Source organism: Lutibacter sp. TH_r2 (genome assembly GCF_033101135.1).
Classification (GTDB): Bacteria; Bacteroidota; Bacteroidia; order Flavobacteriales; family Flavobacteriaceae; genus Lutibacter.
This window is the reverse complement of record NZ_JAWMPV010000004.1, coordinates 61,738-83,162: the sequence shown is the minus strand read 5'-3', so window position 1 is coordinate 83,162 and position 21,425 is coordinate 61,738. Positions and strand designations below refer to the sequence as shown.

Here is a 21,425-nt window from a genome sequence, read left to right as displayed (position 1 = left end):
AAATTTAATAAAATTGTAGTATTTTAGCGAGCTGTAATTGATTAATAATCAATTGTAAAAGTTAATTTTTAATGCCGTTTAACTCCAAAATAATTAAATTGATAATACGGAAATTTTATATTTTCATCTTTTTTTATTCGCTAGTAATTTCAGCACAAGAATCCGTAAAATCATCAAAACTTATAGAGCAATTATCATATAGTATTACTGATAGTGCAAGAATATCTGTTAATTATAAATTAGGAGAATATTACTTAAATTCTAAAACAGACTCTTCATACTTTTATTATTTAAGAGCACTTCAATTAGCAGAAAAAATAAAAGACACTATAAGTAAAGGTTATATTCTTCATGATTTAGGTTATAAATATGATATTGACAGTAACCATAAAATAGCTTTAGAAACTTATTTTAAAGCTAAAGATAGATATATTTTAAATAAAGACTCTCTTGGAATAGCTCAAATTGAAAATAATATAGGTTATTGTTATATGCATTTATTTGATGAAGATAAAGCAATTGGACATTATTTAGAGTCTATAGCCTTGTATAGAAAATTTGAAGATGAAGAAGGTATAGCACTTAATTTAACTGATATAGCTAGTTTATATTACGATTTTGAAAATTATGATTTTGCAATAAAAAAATATAAGGAAGCATTAGAAATTTATAAAAAATTAAATGATTTAGAAGGTATATCTGGAACATACACAAACATAGGAGGAGCAGTTTCTGATAAAGGTAATTGTGATGATGGACTAGCTTACTTTATACAATCTATAGAGATTCAAGAAAAAATTGGAGACACATTAGGTTTAGCTATTAACTATAATAATATTGGAGATTGTTATATTCAAATGAAGGAATATAAAAAAGCGTTGGAATATTTTAAAAAGGCAACAGAATTTAATACAATAGCAAATAGTAGGGATCTTGAATCAATTATACATTTAAATAAAGCACAGGCTGAATTAGATTTAAAACAATATAAAAAGGCAATTGAGACATCTAAAAAAAGCCTTGAAATCTCAAAAAAAATTGGAAATACAAACTATTTAATAGATAATTACAAAAGTTTAGCTACTAGTTATGAAATGATTGGTAACAAAAAATTATCTTTAGAGTATTTAAAAAAATATAGAAAACTCCAGGATAGTTTAATAAAAAAGGATAATAAAAAGAAAATTAAATTATTTAACGCTCTTAATAATCTTGAAAAATCAGATTCTAAATTAAAAGAACTTCAAAGTAAAAAAGAGATAGCAGATTTAAAGTATAAAAATGAAAGAAAACTTATTTATTTTCTTATTGCTGCATCTACTATTTTTTGTATTCTACTTATTATATTAATTAATCAACAAGCAGAAAAAAAGAAGGCCTATAATTTACTTGCTTTTAAAAATCATCAAATAAGAAAAATGAATCAAGAAATAGAGATTCAACGTGATGATTTAAAATCTTTGAATGTTACAAAAGATAAGTTTTTTTCAATTATTGCACACGATTTAAAAAATCCATTTAATTCAATAAATGGGTTTTCAGAATTAATGATTGAAAATATTGGAATGTATCCAGAAGATAAACAATTAAATTTTTTAAAAATAATAAAAAAGTCTGCAGGACAAGCTTCTGAATTGTTAGATAATTTGTTGATTTGGGCAAGTTCTCAATCTGGTAGTTTAAAGTTTTCACCTTCAACAATTAACTTATACGATATAGTAGAAAGTGAAATTTCTTTATTGCATGTTCAAGCAGAAAAGAAAGAAATTTTAGTAAAAAATTCTATTGATGGAAATGTAAAAGTTTTTGCAGATGAAAATATGATAAAAACTATTATTAGAAATCTTTTATCAAATGCAATAAAATTTACAAAATTAGAAGGATTGATTGAAATAAATGCTAAATATACCAATAGCCATATTGAAATTATAATAAAAGATAATGGTTTAGGGATGAGTGAAGAAACAATTTCAACACTTTTTAGTTTAGAAAATAAACTAGTAAAAAAAGGTACAGCTAATGAACATGGTACTGGGCTAGGCCTTATTTTATGTAAAGAGTTTGTTGAAAAACACAATGGAGAAATTTGGGTAAATAGTAAGTTAAATAAAGGAACAGAATTTGTGTTTACGTTACCAAGTATAAAAAGTTAGAAAACAGTTTTTTGTTTACAATAAATTTACTTCAACTTATTTTAAATGTTTTTTAATTAATTGTAATAGATTGTTTAATTGAATAGGTTTAGAAATATAATCATTACAACCTGCATCTATAGCTTTTCGTTTATCATTACCCATTGCAAAAGCAGATTGAGCAATTATTACAACACTTTTACTTATTTTTCTAATATTAGAAGTTGCCTCAAAACCATTCATTATAGGCATTTTAAGATCCATTAAAATTAATTCTATAGTAGGGTTGTTAGTGAATATTTCAACAGCTTCTTTTCCGTTTGTGGCTTTAAAAATAGTGGAGCTATAATCTACTAAAACGGTTGTTAAATAAGACATTGTAATTTCATCATCATCTACAATTAGTATTGAATGTTTTTTCTGAATTTTAATGTTTTCTTTTTCACAATCTTTACTTATAATTTCGTTTAGTTGTTTAATATTTGAGGGAATAGTAAAATAAAATGTAGAACCTTCTAACTCCTTTGATTTTAACCAAATTTCACCACCTAACATTTCAACATACGATTTTGTGATTGATAATCCTAAACCTATCCCTTCGTATGCATTTTTGTCATGAATATCTGCTTGAACAAACCTATCGAAAATTGCAATTTGTCTATCTTTAGGAATTCCAATTCCGGTATCTTTTACATAAAACTCTAGCATATTTTCTTTTGTTCTATAACCAAATTCAATACTCCCTTTTTTACTGTATTTAATGGCATTTTTAATTAAATTACTTAAAATTGCGTAAAGTTTTTCTCTATCGGTATTAATTAAAAAGTCTTTATTTTTTGGGAGTGAGTTAAATTTTAAGGTTATTCCTTTATTTTCTGCTTCAGGTTTAAAAAATGTTTCTAAATATTCTAATTCTTTATAAATATTTATTTCAACTAGTTTAGGTTTTATTTGGCAAGTCTCTAATTTAGCAATATCCATTAAATCATTTAATGTACCAAGCATTCTTTCTCCACTTTTAGTAATTATATTAATAAACTTTTGTTGTTTTTCACCTGTAAGATCTTGATTTTTTAATAATTCAGAAAATCCCAAAATACCATTCATTGGTGTTCTTATTTCATGAGAAATATTATGAAGAAAAGCAGTTTTTAATCTGTCTGATTCTTTTGCTTTTTCTAAAGCTGCTTTAAGCTCGTCTTCAATTTTTTTATTTTGAATTGATTTTGCTATTTGGTCTGAAACAAATACCAAAAGATCCTTATCTTTATTATTATATATATTATTATTTTTATAGTGTTGGACTGCTAAAACACCACTTATATTTCCATTAATTGATAGAGGTACACCTAACCATTGATTAGGAATTGCACCAAGAACTTTAATTTTATTTGATTTAATTAATTTAGAAATAGTTGTAGAATCAGCTAATAAAGGTTTTTTTGTTTTTACAATATATTCAGTTAAAGAATTACCTAATGGAATACTTTTAAAACTATCTTTTTCATCGCTAAAAAAAGGTAGCGTTATTTTTTTACTTTCATTATCAACAAGTGCTACATAAAAATTTGTTGTATCTATTATTTCATGGAGTTCTATTTTAATTAAGCTTATAAGTTCATTTAAATTGTTTGCAGTATTAACTGTATTTGAAATATTATATAGTGTTTTTTGTATTTTTTGATTTTTTATATGTTCAGAAATATCACGTTGAATTGCTAAAAAACCAATTAATGTATTGTCAGAATTAATAATTGGGTCAAAGGTACTTTCAATAGGTACTATAGTTCCATCTTTACATTTGTTATTGTACTTGTAGTTAGAAATACTTTTTTTATTCAATAAAGTTTCCCAAAATATTTTGTAATTAAGTTGAATAGAGTCTTCAACCTTTAAAATTCTGGGTGTACATTTTCCAATAACCTCTTCAGGTTGGTAACCATATAATTCTGTAAATTTTGGATTTATAAAAGTAAAAATCCCATTTACGTCGGTCATAAAAGCAGCATCATTAGAATTTTTAAAAATCATATTCATTTTTAAAAGATTTTCTGATGTTTCTTTGTTAAGTTTAATTTCTTTTTTTAATTCTACAGTTCTTTCAGCAACCAGTTTTTCTAAATTTACATGGTATTTTTTAAGCTCTTTTTCAGAGTTATATCTATGAAGTGTATTTTTAACTGTTATAGGAAGCATTTTAAGATATAAACCATCTACATCTTTAATTAAATAATCATAAGCACCCTTTTTTAGAGCGTTAACTGCAATTTCTTCACTACCGGTACCTGTGGTAACAATTATTGGAATATCTATGTTTAATTCAAGAATTTCAAAAGCTGTTCCATCACCAAGAAAATAATCTGATACAATTGCGTCAAATTTTTCAGTTTTAATAAATTTTATAGCTTCTGAAATAGAATTTACTACAGTATATGTGTAATTAAATTCTGGAGATTTAGCAGAACGTTCAAATGCCATTTGGTCTACTTTATCATCTTCAATTATTAATAGATGTTTCATTTTTTTAGTAGTTAGTTTTGTTTGGTAATTCGCTTAATGTCCAGTATAATTCAATTGTTTTAATTACTTCAACAAATTGGATATAATCAACAGGTTTAATCATATAGCCTGCAACTCCAAGTTTATAGCTTTCAATTTTATCTTGTTCCGCTTTTGAGGTGGTTAATACTACTGCTGGTATTAATTTTAATAAATCATTTTTTTGTCTTTCTTGTAGAAATTCTATACCATTCATTTTTGGCATATTTAAATCTAATAGAATTATTCCAGGTTTGTTATTTTTAGAATTATTTAAAAATTCTAAACCTTCAATTCCGTTTTCACGTATATGAAGAGGGTTGGTAATATTAAGTTCTTTAAAAGCTCTTTTAATTGTTAACACATCAATTTTATCATCTTCTATTAATAAAATTGATAATTTTGATTTTTTCATAGTTGGTACAATTTATAAATTATTTATTAATTGGTAATGTAAAATAAAATGTTGAGCCTTTTTCTAATTCTGATTTAATCCAAATTTCACCACCATAAATTTGTAATATTCTTTTTACCAAAGTCAATCCAATACCTGTTCCTTCTTGGTTGTCACGTGATTCTAGACGTTGAAAAATTTGAAAAATTCTATCGTGGTATTTTTCTTCAATTCCAGGGCCATTATCAGACACATAAAATTGCCAGTTGTTATTAATTTTTTCACACCCAATATTAATAATACCTTTAGGTTTATCTATAAATTTAATAGCATTATTTATTAAATTTTGAAATAGTTGCCCAAAACGTGTGGGGTCTCCTGATATTTCAGGAAGTTTATGATCTATAGTTATTTTAATATTTTTTGGAGGATGTAATGATTGAATAACTTCTTTTACAATAGTATTTAAATTTATTGGGATTTCTTTTTCTCTAGCTTTTCCTGCTCTTGAATATTTAAGTACGCCTTCAATTAAGTTATCCATACGTTTAACTCTACTTACTAACATAGCTAAATGTTCTTTTCCTTCAGCATCTAATTTGTCTGAATAATCTACAGATACCCAATGGCTTAATTGACTAATAGCTCGTAAAGGAGCCTTTAAATCGTGTGATACAATTTGTGCAAAATCTCGAAGTTCTCTATTTGAAAACTCTAATTGAGCTGTTCTTTCAGCTATTTTTTCTTCTAAATCTTCAGTATATTTTAATATTTGATTTTTTAAATTGTTTTGATGAATTACAATTGCTAATTGATTACCAATTTCTCTTAATATTTTGATATTGTTTTTTGTAAATATTTTTATAGATTTTGAGAAAATTGCCATTGTTCCAACTAATACGTTTTCAGAAGTTAGAGGAATTACTATTACTGAATTTAATCCAAAATCCATTGCTTTTTTTACTAAACTAGATTTTATAGGTAAGTTGTTTAAATTTTTAATAATTTGATTATTACCCTTAAATAAAAGTTCTTTATCTAAAAAATCGAATTGTGAAGCTGGTACAAATTCATTAGGAACATTTAAATCTGGTATTTCCGTATTAACATTTAAAAATTTAAAGGCATCTATATTTTTATGATATTCAGTAATTGACGCATGGGTATATGGTATTATTTTTTTTAATTTAGATAACACATTAATTGCAATTTGCTTTGGGCTATCAGCATTTAAAATAGCAGAATCAATATTGTGTAATATTTTTAACCTTTTGTTGAATTCTAGTAGTGCTTTTTCGCTATTTTTTCGATCTGTAATATTTTGAAAAAATATTGCTAATCCATCATTTGAAGGAATTATTTTATTTTCAAACCACTCATCCATTGGAGAATAATAATCTTCAAAAATTATTGGTTTTTGAGTTTCTGAAGCTTTATAATAATTTTTATAAAAAGGTTGATTTATTCCTTCAGGAAATTCTTTCCATATATTTTTATGAATTAATTCTTCTGGTTTTTTTCCAAAAATTTCACCGGCTTTTTTGTTTACAAAATTATAATTCCACTCTGGATCTAAAGAAACAAAACCATCAGTCATGTTTTCTAAAGTATTTAATAGTATGTTTTTAGTTTTGTTTAATTCTATTTTAGTTTTTTTCTTTTCGGTAATATCTAACCCAATTCCAATTTTAGTACCATTTTCTAATATAATATTTGTCCATTCAGTATTTAAAACGTTTCCTTTTTTAGTTGTTAATGGAAATTCTTTCCATTCATTTGGGGCTTTTAACATAAATTCTTCTGCTTGTTTTCTAATTTTAGGATCTGGATAAAAAAGTTCCATAAAATTAATTTCTGAATTATCTTTAGCTGTTACTCCAAGTTTTGTTTTAAATTCTTTATTTAAAAATAGCATTTCAATATTAGGGTCATACAAGGTTAGCATTACCGGAATATTGTCAATAATAGCTTTTAATTGAGTTTTTTCATTTAATAAAGCACTTTCAAGTGTTTTGCGTTCTGTAATATCTTTTACAATAGCTAAAATAGTACCATCAGGCATTGATGTTGCTGTAACATCAGCTGAAAATTCAGAACCATTTTTTCTTTTAAATCTCCATTCTTTAGAGTGTGTTTTATTAGAGATTATAGTTTTTAAGGCTTTATTGATATTTTTTATTTCATTTTCTATAAGAATTTCTGAAGAGTGAAAGGAGGTAATTTGCTTATGTGTATACCCTAACATTTTACACATAACAGTATTTGCATCTATATACCAACCATCTTTATTTGCTATTAAAATTCCTTCAGGTGCATATTCAAATAAGGTTCTATATTTTTCTTCGTTGAGTATTAATTTTTTTTCAGCTTCAACTTTCTCTGTAATATCGTATATAATTCCTTCAAAATGAGTTATATTATTTGAAACATCTTTTCTAATAAAAGAGTCATCCTGAACCCATTTAATTTTATTTTGTTTAGTTATAATTCTATAAGGAAGATGACTAAATTTTGTTATTTCAGGGTTATTTTTTGCAGTTCGAACTTCTTTTATAACTCTTTCTAAATCATCGGGATGAATTAATATTTTATAATCTATAGTGCCTTCCAAAATATCTTGTTCACTATAACCACATAATTCTACCACATTTTTAGATACATATTCAACAGTCCAATTTTCATCATTTTTCCATAAAAAAGCAACAGATGGACTTCTATTAATAATAGTAGTAGCTTCATCTAATTTATTGGTTTTTGAAATGTTTTCTTGATAAATATGTTCATACTTTTGACGAAATGTGAGTGTGTGAAAAATATCTTTAAAGGCTTTATCATGGATTTCAAGTATTAAATTTTTATTTTCAACAAATTTTAGATAAAGCGTATATAAAATGGCGTAAATTAAAGCTGCAAAACTTTTTGAAACTAATCCAGATATAATTATTGGGTAGATTTTTTTAGTTCCATAAAAAGCAATAAATGTAAATAAAATAGTGTCTATAGCTATAATAGAAACCATAGAAATTAGTATTCTAAAAAATAAATGTTTTGTGTATTTAGATATTGTTTCATATAAAAAAATAATACTAAAAGTATCTATAAACAATAGTATGGTTCCAGTTATTAGTATTTTTCTATTTTGAATAAAAACTTCTTTAGGAATATTAAAAATATTAAGTGTTCTTTCTCCATCTAAATTAATACTTACCATAAATTGTAAAATAGACAATACAATATTAGCAGATAAAATGGCATAAATTATTTTCCTAGCTTCTAATGCGTCTTCTTTAATATAAACAATTAAAATGGCAAATAAACTACCTGTAAACATTACTGAAGAACCTGAAGAAATATAAACTCCTTCCATTATTTCAAAATAAAGTGCATTCGCTAAAAATACTTGCATATATTGAAAAACACCTAAAGCAGTATATAATAAACTTAAACCAAAAATAGTTCTTAATCTAAAAAGAGATAATAGGAGTGTAGCAACTATGAAACATTGAAGGAATAAAAATAAAATTTGATCAAAATAAATGTTAGGCATAGAGTTGTTTTACTATATTTTAATAAGATTTATGCAATTAATTTTCATAAAAATACACAATAATTTAAATTAATTTTAATTTATAAATAAAAAACTCAAACAATCTGTTTATCTATTTTAATTTATGTAATAGTCATCTAAAGTGTATGTTACCTATAATAATTTGAGAGACTTAAGTAAAAAACAAAAAGATATTTGAATATCTAGTCTAGTTAAACTCAACAAAATAAAATGTACACAAGTAATTTTATACAATAAACGTAGGACTATTTTTATTAAATATGTCTTATATATATATAGGTGGTATATTTAATTCTATTTTAATTTTTAGAATAGTTTTTATGTAATAAAAGTATATATGTTTTATACAATAAATAGGTTTGTTTGAATGTAGATAGAGTTTTTAAAAAACATAAGTGGTACTATTCTGAACTTAAGTGTTAAGTCCTAAATTTTAATATCTATATTTTAGCATGTAATTAAATTAAACTTAAGCTAAATAGATAAAAAATGAAGAACTTTTATTACGTGCTATTACTAATTCCTTTTTTAGCAAATGCCCAAATAGACAAACCTTTTTTTAGAAAAATTGCAAATAAAAAGGTGATTTCTAACCAAGCAATTGAATGGAAAAACTTTGGACCAGGAATGTCTGGTTACAACGAGGAATTTTGGTGTCATCCTACAGATACAAATGTAATGTTTATGGGGCCAGATATGCATGTTGCATATGGAAGCTGGGATAATGGGAAATCTTGGCAAACTATAAAAGACAGCGATGGATTTGGAAAAGGTTTAGAACGTGTGCTTGATATTGTGTTCTCAACTAAAAACCCAGATTTTGGTCTTGCTTTAGAACGAAGAGGGAAAATATTTGAAACAAAGGATAAAGGAAGATCTTGGAGTTTAGTTTATACAATTCCAGAAGCAAAAAAAGGAGGAACTAATGTACATACTCAAATAGTAATTCATCCAACAAATGATGATATTTGGTTTGTAGGAGCTGGAGATTTTTGGAATGTAAAAGCGAATCATAGGTCAAAAGAAAATATTCACGGAAAAAAACATCCTAGAGCAAAATACGGATATGTTTTAAAAACTACCAACCACGGTAAAAGTTGGAAAAAAGTAGCAACAGATATTTCTAAAGATTTAGATGTAGCTCGTATTATTTTTAACCCTGCGAATCCAAAACAAGTATTTATAGCCACAAATTACGGAGTTTTTGTAAGCAATAATGGTGGAGATAAATGGGAGTCTAGTGGAAAAGGCTTACCAAATAATTTGCCTCGTGATTTAACATATCATTACAACCCAAAAACAAAAGAGTTCACTTTATTTTTGGTTGAACAAACTATTTACGAGCCAAAAGGAATAAGTATTTCAACAAAAGGTGGTGTTTATAAAAGCACTAATAATGGTAAAAGTTGGGAAAACATCACTGGTAATTTAGGAGTTAATTTTAATAAAATTAATAATGGTTCTCATAGAAATAATTATCATAAAGCGTTAAGTTATTTTTTAGGTGAAAATTCAAAAAAACTATATCCAAAGTTTCCAGAGAATACTTATTCTATATTTAATAGAATTGTAGTTAACCCAATAAATAAAAACGAAATTTATTTGGTTGCTAATCAACGTCACGATAAAAGTTTTGGTCCTGGAGATGCTTGGAAAACTGAAGATGGTGGAAAAACTTGGATAATTTGTGCTCGCACAGGTGAATATTGGTTAAATAAAACCGATAAAGCATATTGGGAAGCTAAAGGAAATCCAATAGGTGTAAATGTTGAATTTTCACACGTTAGCCGTTCTTATGAAGAGTTAAGCGAAACTAGATTTGGTAGTCGTTCATTAGCAATAAATTCAAAAGGAGAAGTAATTATTGGCGTTGGTCAACAAACACAACGATCAAACAATGGTGGAAAATCTTGGCAACAAATTGATGATATTGAAACTTCACCAGGTAGTAATGCATGGATTGGTCGTGGAGATAGTGATTTACCCGGAAGGTTTATGTTATTAGAAACAGGAATAAAAGAACGTTATTTACTTTGTTCTGGTGAACATGGTTTATGGCAAACAGCTGATTTAGGTGATTATCCAGATAAAGAAGCAGTAGCAGTAAAACAAATTGAAGGTCAAGTACACGATCACAGTGGAAATCATGGAGCTCATTCTATTTCAACAGTTGCAGTTCATCCAAATAATCCAAATACAATTTACATTCTTTCTTGGAGACAAGAACACAGAGGTAAATTACGAAGAACTACTGATGGAGGTAAAACTTGGGAAAATATTTCAACCATTTTTGAAGGTAAAAACAATAGCTATCAAGGGTTAGCAATGACCTACAATTTAACAATTGATCCAAACAATCCAGATAACATGTATTTTACCTCAATTAGAAGAACAATTTCTGAAGTTGGTAATTCCGTAAAAGAAAATGTATTAACAAAAGGAGGTTACGGTGTATACAAATCTACAGATGCTGGTTATACATGGAAATTACACAACAATGGATTACCAGAAAAATCAAGTGTTAGAAGATTAAAAATGGATCCAAACAATTCAAATATTTTATACGCTTGCTTAAACAAATTTCAAGGAAAAGAACCAGATGGACTCTATATTTCAAAAGACCAAGCAAAAACTTGGGAAAAAATGGAAATTCCTTCAGAAATTCAAGGTGTAAATAACTTATTTATAGATAGAAAAACAAAAGATATGTTTTTATCTGCTGGTTATAGAAACGGACTTTCTGAATCTGGAGGTGTTTGGAAAAGTACAAATAATGGAAAATCTTGGAATAAATTTTTTATAGCTCCTTATGTATGGCAAACAGAGGTTTCACCTGTTGATTCTGATATTATTTTAGTAACAGCTCCTGCACAAATTCAAACTAGATTTGATCAATTTAAAAACCCTGGAATTTATTTAACCAGAAATGGAGGTAAAAGCTGGGAGAAAATAAATAAAGGAATAGGTCAACCAGATAAAATGGTAGATGTAAAACCAGATCCGTATAACAAAAATATTATTTGGAGTGCAGCTTGGGGAAGTGGATGGTTTAAGGCAATACTAAAATAGAAGTATAACCTTTCATTCTTGCAAAGGCTGGAATCTATATAGTATTACTTTAAAATAAATAATTACAAAATATAAAATAATGAAAAAATCACAAATTAGTAATATAGTTTTAATAGTATTGATCTTTTCATCTTTCTTATCAAAAGCCCAAACTGTAGATTTTTCTTATATGAATAAGGAGTTACCAATTGATGTAAGAGCAAAACTATTAATTTCTCAAATGACATTGGATGAAAAAATTAGTCAAATGACATCTGATGCGGCAGCAATTCCAAGGTTAAAAATCCCTAAATATCATTGGTGGAGTGAAGCCTTGCATGGTGTTGCAAGAAACGGAAAAGCTACTATATTTCCACAAGCAATTGGTTTAGGTGCAACATTTGATCCTGAATTAGTAAAAGAAATGGCAGATGCTATTTCAACAGAAGCAAGAGCAAAATTTTCTATTGCACAACAAAAGCAAAATTACAGTAAATATGCTGGTTTAACATTTTGGTCACCTACAGTAAATTTATTTAGAGATCCTAGATATGGTCGAGGGCAAGAGTGTTATGGAGAAGATCCTTTTTTAATGTCTAAAATTGGCGTTGCCTTTGTAAATGGTTTACAAGGAGACGATCCAAATATGTTAAAAACAGCAGCTTGTGCAAAACATTTTATTATGCATTCTGGACCAGAACACGGTAAAATGACATTTAATGTTGATGTTTCAAAACAAGATTTGAACGAAACTTATTTCCCTGCATTTAAAGCATTGGTTGAAGATGCTAAAGTTGAAGGTGTAATGACTGCATACAATATGGTATATGGTAAACCTTCAGTTACTAGTGAGTTTTTAATTAAAGAAACGCTACGTGAAAAATGGAAATTTGATGGGTATGTAACTTCAGATTGTGGTGCAATACATGGTGTGTCTGGAAAACAAGGATACGCTAAATCAGCAGTTGAAGGCGCTTCATTAGCATTAAAAGCTGGAGCAAATTTAAATTGTGGAAGTGCTTATAAACAATTAAAAAAAGCGCTTGAAAAAGGGTTAATTACAGAAGAATTAATTAATCAAAGAGTAACTCAACTGTTTAAAACACGTTTTCGTTTAGGTTTATTTGATAAAAACAATAATCATCCTTATACTAAAATAGGACCAGAACATATTCATAGTAAAAAACACATTGAGTTGGCTCGTAAGGTTGCTCAAAAATCAATTGTTTTATTGAAAAACAAAAACAACACTTTACCATTATCACCTGACATTAAAGTACCTTATTTAACAGGTCCTTTTGCAAATTCTAACGATGTTTTATTAGGTAGTTATTACGGGGTTAGTCCTAATATGGTATCAATTTTAGAAGGAGTCACGGATGCACTTGCATTAGGAACTTCGTTAAATTATAGAACAGGCGCTTTACCTTTTCAAATCAATCCAAATCCAAAAAACTTTGGACCATTTGTAGCTGCACAATCTGATGCTGTTATTTGTGTAGTAGGTACTACACGTTATTTAGAAGGAGAATCAGTTGATGCGATTGCTTCAACTTGGGGAGGTGATAAAGAGTTTTTAACCTTACCAGAAAATCAAATTAAATACATTCATCAATTAGTTGAAAAGAAAAAAGATGCTCCTCTAATTTTAGTAATTGCTAGTGGTGGACCAGTTTCTTTAGAAGGTATAGAAGAACATTGCGATGCTATTATGCAAATTTGGTACCCTGGAGAACAAGGTGGAAATGCTGTAGCCGACATTTTATTCGGAAAAGTATCTCCTTCTGGAAAACTGCCAATTACATTTCCTAAAAATACGGCTCAACTTCCTGATTATAGTCATTATTCTATGAAGGAAAGAACTTATAAGTATATGACTTCAGATCCAATGTATCCTTTTGGATTTGGACTAACATACTCTAATTCTACTATTAATAATTTAGAATTAAATAAAACAAAACTGAAGAAAAAAGATGATTTAAATATTTCTGTAACTATTGCAAATAATGGAGAAATGGATGCTGAAGATGTAGTGCAATTATACGTTTGTCCAGAAAGTACTTCAGGTGGAATTCCTTTAAAAAGTTTAAAAGCATTTAAACGAGTTTCATTAAAAAAAGGTAAAAGTCAACAAGTTTCTTTTTCATTAAGTTCTGAAGATTTAAAAGTTTTTAATGAAGATGGTGAAAAAGTTTGGAGAAAAGGAAACTATACTATTGTTGTAGGTAATGCTTCTCCAGGAGATTTGAGTGTTAAATTAGGAGCAGCAATACCTCAACAAGCAACCATTCAATTGAAATAAAATATCTAATGAATAAATATTTCTCTATTACATTTCTTGCTTTGATTTTTGTGCAAACTAGCTTTGCACAAATCAAAGTATTTGAAAATCCTAAATCAAATAAATCTGTTAAAATAGTTCAATGGGAAGTAAATGATTTGGTTTTTCAAACACGAAAAGAAGTACATTCTCCCCATAAAAAAACTGCTTTTGCAGTTGTGTCTGGAAAAGATGGAGAACAAAAAATACCATTATTTTACAATGGAAATAAAGAATGGGTTTTTCGTTATTCAAGTTCAACCATTGGAGAAAAAACATATGTTTTAGAATCTGAATTGAGAGATTTAAATGGAAAAAGAGGAAAGTTTATAATATCCGATAACAAAAAAGAAAATCGTCACGGTGGAATTGTAAAAAATAAAGAAGATAAAAGGCATTTTTATTATGAAGATGGTTCGCATTACTTCAATTTGGCGTTTGAATGTGATTGGTTGTTTGCTTTAGATTATGGAGAAAAAGAGATTTCTAAAACAAAACATCTTTTAAACTTAATTAATCAAAATGGATTTAATCAAGTAGTGATGAATGTTTACGCTTATGATCCTGATTTAGATTGGGTTAAAGATGAACGTTTGAAAGAAAATCCTCAACACAATTATGGAGCTAGAGAAGATATCTTTCCATTTTTAGGGTCTAATTCAAACCCAGATTATAGCGATTTAAATTATGATTTTTTCAAACATTTTGATAAGGTTATTTCTGAAATGCACAATAAAGAAATTGTAAGTCATTTAATGATTTATGTTTGGAATAAGCGTGTTTCTTGGCCAGAAGTAGGTTCAGATGCAGACAATATGTATTATGATCATATAATTAAAAGATACCAAGCTTTTCCAAATATTATTTGGGATGTATCGAAAGAGGCAACAAATAAAATTGCAGTTGCACAAAATAAAAACATAGTTCAACATATTGAAGAACGTATTGAACGAACCAGAAAAGTTGATGCTTTTAATCGATTATTATCAGTACACGCTTATAGTTTTTGTAAAAATCACAAGGATGATGTTGATTTTATATCCACACAAGATTGGAAATTATCGCTTCATAAAAGTATGTTAAATGTATATAACCTTTTTCCAGATAAACCTGTATTTAATATTGAACACGGAGGTTATGAAGAATCTCCATACAATGTTTTTCCCGGAGGTTATTCCAATGCCGAAGAATGTTTAAGAAGAAATTACGAATGTCTATTTGCTGGCGTTTATACAACCTACTATTGGCAAGCAACTTCTTGGAATGCGATTATTCATAACCCATTTGAACTACCAGAAGAATTTAAGAAACCTCACTTTGAGTATTTTAAATACATGAAGGGTTTATTTAGTAAAATAAATTTTGAGAAGTTTAAACCTGTTACAAAATACAATCCAAGATCATACACTTTAGTAAATAATGAAGAAGGAATTTTAATGCAGTATTTCCCTAAAGAAGTTCATAGTGATGATATTAAGCGTCATTTGGATACAGAGTATAAGTATTCGAATGCAACCAAACAATGGTTTAATACCATTACCGGAGAATATACAGAAGAAGTAAAATTAGAATTTGAACATAAATATGGCTTCTGGGATTTTCGTCCTTGGAGAAATGAAGCAGATGCTATTTTAATTATCAGAAATTTAGAGCCAAATTAATAACTTATAAAAGATGAATTTTTTAAAAAAGTTAACATACGTATTATTAACATTATTGTTAGCATGCAATACAACTAACAATGAAGTAGTTGAAACAGTAAAAACAGCACCATTTTCTACACCTGAAATTGATAAGAAAGTAGATGATTTAATGTCTAAAATGTCAATGGATGAAAAATTAGCTCAAATACAAGGAACACGTATTAGAGATATTATGGTGGATGGAAAAATTTCTGTTGAAAAATTTAAAGAACATATTCCTTATGGAATTGGGCATTTTTGTCAGTTTTCTTCTGGTCAAGATTTGGAGCCTAATGAATTAAGAGATTTAGTTAGAGAAATTCAACATTTATTAGTAACAGAAACCAGGTTAAAAATACCAGCAATATTTCATGAAGAAGCAATTACTGGTTTTGCAACAAAAGGAGCAACAACATTTCCTCAACAAATTGGTGTTGCCTGTACTTGGAACCCAGAATTGGTAACTAAAATGACCAAGTCAACTTCAGTTAGTATGAGAGCTGCAGGAGCAACTTTTGCCTTATCTCCAATGTTAGATATTAGCCGAAGCGCACACTTTAATAGACATCAAGAAAGTTATGGTGAAGATGCTTATCTAACTTCAAAAATGGGAGTTTCTTTTGTAAAAGGTTTACAAGGAGATGATTTTAGAACTGGTGTTGCGGCAACTGTAAAACATTTTGCAGGTTATGGAACAGCTAACAATAATTCAAAAGAATTATATGAAGAATATTTAATGCCACACGAAGCTTGTATTAAAATTGGTGGAGCCAAAAGTGTAATGCCTTCTTACGGAGTTTATAAAACAATTCCTGTGGTAGCAAACCAAATTATGTTAGATAGAATGCTTCGTAGAGAAATTGGTTTTGATGGTTTAATTGTGAGCGATTACGGTTCAATAAATATGCTGTATAAAAAATACAAAGTAGCTAAAGATTCTGTTATGGCTGGTGCTATGGCTTTAAATGCTGGAGTGGATATTGAATTGTCTTCACCAACAATGTACCCTAAATTAGATGAAGCTTTAGCTCAAGGTCATGTTACCGCAGAACAAATTAACACAGCTGTAAAGCGTTCTTTAATTATGAAGGCTCGTTTAGGCTTGTTAGATAAAAATCCAACTTTTGGAAAGGATGGGAATTTAGATTTTGATCCACCTGAAAATAGAAAATTAGCCTATGAAACAGCGAGTCAATCTATTGTTTTGTTAAAAAATAACGGAGTACTTCCAATAAAAAATGATGTGAAAAAGATTGCGTTGGTTGGTCCAAATGCTGCCGCAGTTCACGGACTTTTAGGTGATTATACCTACCAAGGAATGCGTGCTTTTTGGAAACAATCGGAGTTTGATAGTAACAACCCTAAATTAGTAACTTTAAAAGAAGGTTTAGAAAACAGATTAGGTAAAAATGTCCAACTTTCTTATGAACGTGGTTGTGATTGGAGTGCAAAATTAGAAGCCAAAATAGACAAAAAGAGTTTTGGCGATAGTAGAATTGAAAAACTAAAACTTTTAACTATTAAAGATCAGCCTCAACCAGATTTACAAAATGCATTAAAAATCTCAAATGACAGTGATGTAATTATTGCCGCAATGGGTGAAAACTTGTACTTAAATGGTGAAGGTAGATGGAGAAATGGAATTGGATTGCCGGGTCAACAAGAAGCTTTTGTTCAAAAGTTAATTGCAACAGGAAAACCTGTTATTTTGGTAATGTTTAGCGGAAGACAAGAAGAAATTAGTAAGTTAGAAGGTAAATGTGCAGCCATTATTCAAGCTTGGTTCCCAGGAGAAGAAGGTGGAAATGCTGTTGCTGATATTTTACTAGGAAATGTAAATCCTTCAGGAAAGTTATGCGTTTCATATCCTAAAACTCAAGAAAAGGTTGAAATTAATTATAAAGATGGTTATCCAAATAAAGCATTAATTCAATATCCTTTTGGTTATGGGTTATCATATTCAACTTTTGAATATTCGGATTTTAAAATGGACACTAAATCTAACCTTACAGATACTCGTTTTTCAATTTCATTAAATTTAAAAAATACAAGCAAAGTTGATGGAGATGAGATTGTACAATTATATGTTTCGCCGGTTAATTCAAATTCAGCAATGAAACCAATTCAATTAAAAGGATTTGAAAGAGTTTCATTAAAAGCAGGAGAGGAAAAAACAGTTACGTTTAATGTTTCGCCTCAACAATTAGCACAATACAAAAACAACGAGTGGATTATTGAATCTGGTGAATATGTGTTTAAAATTGGAGCTTCATGTACAGATATTAAATTAAGCGGAACTATTGATTTACAAGGAGAAGATGTAATTCTAACTAATGGAAGACAAGTTTTCTTTACTAAAAATGAAATTAAATAATAAAACTGGTAAGTACAATTATTTTGCTTTTAAAGAATAACACTATTAAAGGAAAAATTGTTTATGGAGAGATTGCACTTAAATGGTTTTTATAACATAATTAATATTAACTTAACCTTATTATTATGAAACTAAAATTACTAATACACAAAATTACATTTCTTGTTTTTATGGGTATTTCATTTTTTTTGAATGCACAGGAATATGGCGATAACTTTGTGGTTTTTGAGGGAGAAGCAACAACTAATTCATTTTCAGCAACAGGTGAGTGGAAAGTTAGAACTCCAGCAGACGGAGTAACTTATCAGGAGTATGTGGATGATCCAACACCTGGAATAGAACCATTTTATGATACTTATATTGAATACAAAGGAGGTTGGGATAATGCCGTAGATGAATTGGAATATACGTTTATTTGTCCTAAATCTGGAAATTATCAAGTTTCTATGCGTATGCATTCTCCTTTGAGAGATGGTGAAGCTGCTGATCAGCGTAACGATGTAAGAATTAAAATGGAAGGTAATTTTGTAACTGCTTCTACAGTTTTTTCTACGGAGCAACTAGAAACCTACGAAAAATACTTTGGTAGAGCTGCAAATAAATGGGGAGCTTTATATAATTTAGATATTCATAATACACAACAGAATCCGCCAAGATATGCGCTTACTGAAGGTGAAGAATATACATTAAAAATGAAAGGACGCTCACCAACAACTTGTATAGATTATATTGTAATTTATGAATTGGCAGGCGAAGCAAATGTGTGGGTAAGTGGAGGAGAAGATTTAGCATTGGTATTGCCTCAAACTCATAGACCAGGATTAGGACTTGTTGATCCAACCGATTTAACTGTAGTTCCTGAAACTGCTGATGTACGAGAAGGAGAGTCTATACAGTTGAGTATAGATTGGCAACCTTCTAATGCAAAAAAAGATGTGACTTGGTTATCTTCTGATACAAGTATTTTTACAGTTGATGAAAATGGATTGGTTACTGCAGTTGGAGAAATTGGAGAAACAGCAACTATAACGGCAACAAGTGATATTGATGGTAGTTTATCTTCAAGTAGTGTGTTAACCATTGTTGAGTGGTATGCTATAACTATAGAAAATGTAACTGTAACTCCTGAAGAAAATAATATTGTTGAAACTGAAGAACTTCAATTAACTGCAACAATTACACCTTTAGATACTGATGATACTGCATTAACTTGGTCAAGTAGTGATTCGGGTATTGCATCTGTAAATCAAAACGGATTGGTAACAGGTGTTGGGATTGGAAGCGCTATAATACGTGCAACTTCAATAGTAGATAATACAAAATATGATGAAGTTACAGTAAATGTGGCAGAGCTTGTGGAACCTTCTGTTACTTTTGATGATACTTCAAAATATAAAGATGGAATTTTTTACGTAAATGGTACTATTGATGTAACTGTAAACTATAATGCAGGTTCTTTTGAAACGGTAGATGACAAAATTAGATTTTATTTTAGACATATAGATGAAAATTGGAGCGTAGTTGAAGATATTGATGTAATTGATGTTATCGAACATAATGGTACTAAATCAGGTACTGCTTCTGCAACATTACAATTGGCAGATATTTTACCGAGTGCAGATTTACTTGATGGTCATTTTTACTTTTTATTTGTAAAAGCTTTTTATACAAATGGAGTTTCAGCTACAATGGGAATACAACCAATTCAAGTAGAAGCAGAAACAGCTTCTGTAAGTATTTTTAAAGATGTTATTGGTAAAATATATCCTAATCCTGCTTCAGAAAATATTTTTATACAGACAGATAAAGACCTTTCAAATTCCTATTATTCAATATACAGTAGTATCGGAAATTTGGTAAGTTATGAAACGGTTAACAATCAAAATAAAAAAATTAATATTTCAAGCTTACAATCGGGAATTTATATTTTAAAAGTTGAAAATGAGCATTTTTCTGCATCTCAAAAAATAATTATTAAATAATAATATGAAATTAAATATATTCAAAATTTTGGTTCTAGTAGCAATTTTTTATAGTTGTAATCAAACTAAAAAAAATATAAAAATAATTTCAGAAACTAAAACTGAAAAACCTTTAAGTATTGATGTTATTGTTCCAGAACACGGAATGGCAGATCCACATGCGTGGGTTCAGAACGATTCGCTTTACGTTATTTGCGGTCACGATGAATCTTGGGAAGGTAAAGGTTCTTTTAGAATGGATCGTTGGGAAGTTTGGTCTACAGGAGATTTAAAAAATTGGAAATTTCATAGAAATATACTTCCAAAAGATACTTACATTGGAGATCAACCAAACTGTTGGGCTGGTGATATTTGCGAAAGAGATGGGAAATATTATTGGTTTTTCTCAAACAGAAATATAGACACAGGTGTTATGGTTGCTAATGAAATAACAGGAGAATATAAAGATTTATTAGGAAAACCATTGTTGCCAAAAGGAATTGTACCTGTTCACCCTTATGATCCTGAAATTTATATTGAAGATGACGTTTATACTATATGTTTTGGTTCGGGAACTTATTATATGGCAACGTTGGCTAAAAACATGAAATCTCTAGATACTGAACCTAAAGATATCATAATTCAAGATAAAAATGGAAACAGATTAAATGCTGAAGATAAACCTACATTATTTAAACGCAATGATTGGTATTATTTAGTATATGGAAGTAGATATTCAATGTCTAAAAATTTATATGGACCTTATGAGTTTCAAGGAGATTTTTTAAGAGGAGGACATACTAGTTTTTTTGATTGGAAAGGGCAAAAATACGTACTTCAAGAAAATCATGACATAAGTGCATTTTACCGTGGAGCAAGTTTAAAACCAGTAAATTTTAATGAAGATGGAACTATAATAATTCCAGCAGATGATAGAATGTATCCTGAACCTGGAAGGCCTTTTGAATTTAAAAATAGTACTATGGGTTGGAAGGCACTAAAAGGTACTACTGTTGAATTTAAAGATGGTAAATTAAAAGGAACTATATCAGCAAAAAATGCTGTTATAAGAAGTGCTCCGTGGTTATATACAGATACTAAATTATGTTCAAAGGTTACATTTAATATTAAAAATAATAGTAACGCCAATCAGATGAAATTTTCAATTTTCACCAGAAATAAAAGTGGTGATTTTTGGAGAACAGAAACAGGTGAAGTTGATTGGGATTCAAAAGAATGGGTTACCATTCCAATTTCAGCAAATGATACTGAATTTAAATCGTATACCATAAACTTAAATCAGTTTAAAGAAATTAATGAACGTTTAATGCAAGTGGCAGTTCAACCTGCAGCAAATATTGATTCAGGTTCTTGGGAAATAGAAGAAATTAGAATTGAATAAATTTAT

At 28.5% G+C, this 21,425-nt stretch carries 10 protein-coding genes; 7 read left to right on the top strand and 3 right to left on the bottom strand.

Annotation, left to right across the window (positions count from 1 at the left end; all coding sequences use genetic code 11):
* Positions 1-98 precede the first annotated feature (98 nt).
* Positions 99-2,153, top strand: a complete 2,055-nt coding sequence (locus tag R3X25_RS12030) for a tetratricopeptide repeat-containing sensor histidine kinase (RefSeq protein WP_317675155.1) — start codon at positions 99-101, stop codon at positions 2,151-2,153.
* 36 nt (positions 2,154-2,189) lie between these two features.
* Here R3X25_RS12030 and R3X25_RS12025 read toward each other — a convergent pair whose 3' ends face one another.
* From R3X25_RS12025 to R3X25_RS12015, 3 genes are read right to left on the bottom strand one after another with little or no spacing between them, the layout of a single operon-like run.
* The gene (locus tag R3X25_RS12025; RefSeq protein WP_317675153.1) at positions 2,190-4,652 is read right to left on the bottom strand and encodes a response regulator; all 2,463 of its coding nucleotides are present in this window, start codon (positions 4,650-4,652) and stop codon (positions 2,190-2,192) included.
* Between the two features lie 4 nt (positions 4,653-4,656).
* Complete coding sequence (locus R3X25_RS12020; protein WP_317675151.1) at positions 4,657-5,085, bottom strand: response regulator; 429 nt, start codon at positions 5,083-5,085, stop codon at positions 4,657-4,659.
* Positions 5,086-5,104: 19 nt separating this feature from the next.
* On the bottom strand, positions 5,105-8,611 hold the full coding sequence (locus R3X25_RS12015) for a PAS domain S-box protein (protein ID WP_317675149.1): 3,507 nt from the start codon (positions 8,609-8,611) through the stop codon (positions 5,105-5,107).
* A gap of 510 nt (positions 8,612-9,121) precedes the next feature.
* On the opposite strand from R3X25_RS12015, the gene R3X25_RS12010 reads away from it, so the two are divergent.
* From R3X25_RS12010 to R3X25_RS11985, 6 genes are all read left to right on the top strand, one after another.
* Positions 9,122-11,701: a VPS10 domain-containing protein gene (locus R3X25_RS12010; RefSeq protein WP_317675147.1), complete on the top strand. Its 2,580-nt coding sequence runs from the start codon at positions 9,122-9,124 to the stop codon at positions 11,699-11,701.
* 79 nt (positions 11,702-11,780) lie between these two features.
* A complete protein-coding gene (locus R3X25_RS12005; protein WP_317675145.1) occupies positions 11,781-13,982 on the top strand; it encodes a glycoside hydrolase family 3 C-terminal domain-containing protein in 2,202 nt (733 codons plus the stop codon).
* Between the two features lie 8 nt (positions 13,983-13,990).
* Positions 13,991-15,661, top strand: coding sequence for a DUF4038 domain-containing protein (locus R3X25_RS12000; protein ID WP_317675143.1), 1,671 nt, complete (start codon positions 13,991-13,993; stop codon positions 15,659-15,661).
* Between the two features lie 13 nt (positions 15,662-15,674).
* Positions 15,675-18,056: a glycoside hydrolase family 3 N-terminal domain-containing protein gene (locus R3X25_RS11995; protein ID WP_317675141.1), complete on the top strand. Its 2,382-nt coding sequence runs from the start codon at positions 15,675-15,677 to the stop codon at positions 18,054-18,056.
* Positions 18,057-18,181: 125 nt separating this feature from the next.
* Complete coding sequence (locus R3X25_RS11990; RefSeq protein WP_317675139.1) at positions 18,182-20,038, top strand: Ig-like domain-containing protein; 1,857 nt, start codon at positions 18,182-18,184, stop codon at positions 20,036-20,038.
* A gap of 4 nt (positions 20,039-20,042) precedes the next feature.
* The gene (locus R3X25_RS11985; protein WP_317675137.1) at positions 20,043-21,419 is read left to right on the top strand and encodes a family 43 glycosylhydrolase; all 1,377 of its coding nucleotides are present in this window, start codon (positions 20,043-20,045) and stop codon (positions 21,417-21,419) included.
* Positions 21,420-21,425 lie beyond the last annotated feature (6 nt).